1 protein-coding gene and 1 pseudogene are annotated in these 1,290 nt (G+C 63.1%); both read right to left on the reverse strand.

What is annotated here, in order from left to right:
* Positions 1 to 850: branched-chain amino acid ABC transporter permease (locus tag IV113_RS18780; RefSeq protein ID WP_291088134.1), on the reverse strand; the 850-nt coding region annotated here is incomplete at its 3' end.
* Positions 847 to 1,290: pseudogene (locus tag IV113_RS18785) on the reverse strand (acyl-CoA synthetase); the annotation flags it as partial. The pseudogene IV113_RS18785 and the gene IV113_RS18780, both read right to left, overlap by 4 nt.

A 1,290-nucleotide genomic window follows, 5' to 3' on the forward strand; every position in this document is an offset into this window, starting at 1 on the left:
TCGGACGAACCACCAGCACCACCAGCATGAAGATATAGGGGACGACGGCGGCGGCATTGCCGCCGATCAGCGGGTCGATGTAGGCGGCGGTCAGTCCCTGCACGACCCCGACGATAATGCCCGCCAGCAGCAGACCGCCGATGGACTCGAGCCCGGCCAGCAGGGCCACCGGCAGGGCGGCGAAGCCGATTTCAGAGGACAGGAAGGTCAGCGACTTGCCGCTCAGGTAGACCATCGAAGTGATGACCGACAGAACGCCGCCAAGCGCCCAAGCGAAGGCGATGGAGCGGCGCACGCTGATGCCCATGGCCAGAGCGATCTGGTGGTCTTCGGCCACCGCCGACATCGCCAGCCCGCTGCGACTGCGGTTGAAGAACCAGTGCAGCGCCACGGCCGCCAGCACCGCGATGAGGCCACCAATGGCGAGCGAGCGCGGGATGATCATCTCGCCCAAGATGATTGGCGTGAGGGGAAAGATGGCGGGGAACTGACGCTCCTGCGGACCCCAGATCGCCAGCACCAGTCCACGCATCAGGATCAGCAGCCCGATGGTGACCATGATCATAGAGAACACCGACTCGCCAATCAGGCGCCTGAACAGCAGGCGTTCAATCACTAGCCCGATCAGCACCGAAATGCACAGTGCAACAGCGATGCCCAGCACCGGATGCATGCCGCGCGACTGGATGGCCCACCACAGCAGAAAGGCGCCCAGCACGATCATCTCGCCAATTGCCATATTGAAGACCTTGCTGGCGCGGTAGATGACGACAAAGCCCATGGCCACCAGCGAATACAGCAGGCCAAGCAGCGCGCCGTTGATGGTGTAGTTGATGAATTCGATGATCATGGTGTGTGTGTCTGGTCGATGTCGGTGGCCACCACGGTTGCGCGCAACACGCCCTGGCGGCCGTCCTGGTAGGTCACGGCTATTTCGCAGGCAATGTCGGCGGCACCTGCATACAGTCCGTCAATCAGCGCCCCGTAGCGCACCTCGAGAAACTCTCGACGCAGCTTGCGCGTGCGCGTCAGTTCGCCTTCGTCGGGATCAAGCTCCTTCGGAAAATTGGCAAAACGCACCACCCGCGAGCCTTCGGGCAGCAGTTTGTTGATGCGGCGGATTTCGCCCTGCACCAGTTGCCGCACCTCGGGCCGCTGCGATAGGTCGGTGAAGGTGGAGAATGCGATGCGCCGCTCCTCGGCCCAGCGGCTGGTCACAGCCATGTCGATGTTGATCAGCGCGCCAACCCAGGGCCGGGTGGCGTCGCCCAGCACCATCACGTCCTTGAT

Source organism: Hydrogenophaga sp. (genome assembly GCF_018780385.1).
Lineage (GTDB): Bacteria > Pseudomonadota > Gammaproteobacteria > Burkholderiales > Burkholderiaceae_C > Hydrogenophaga.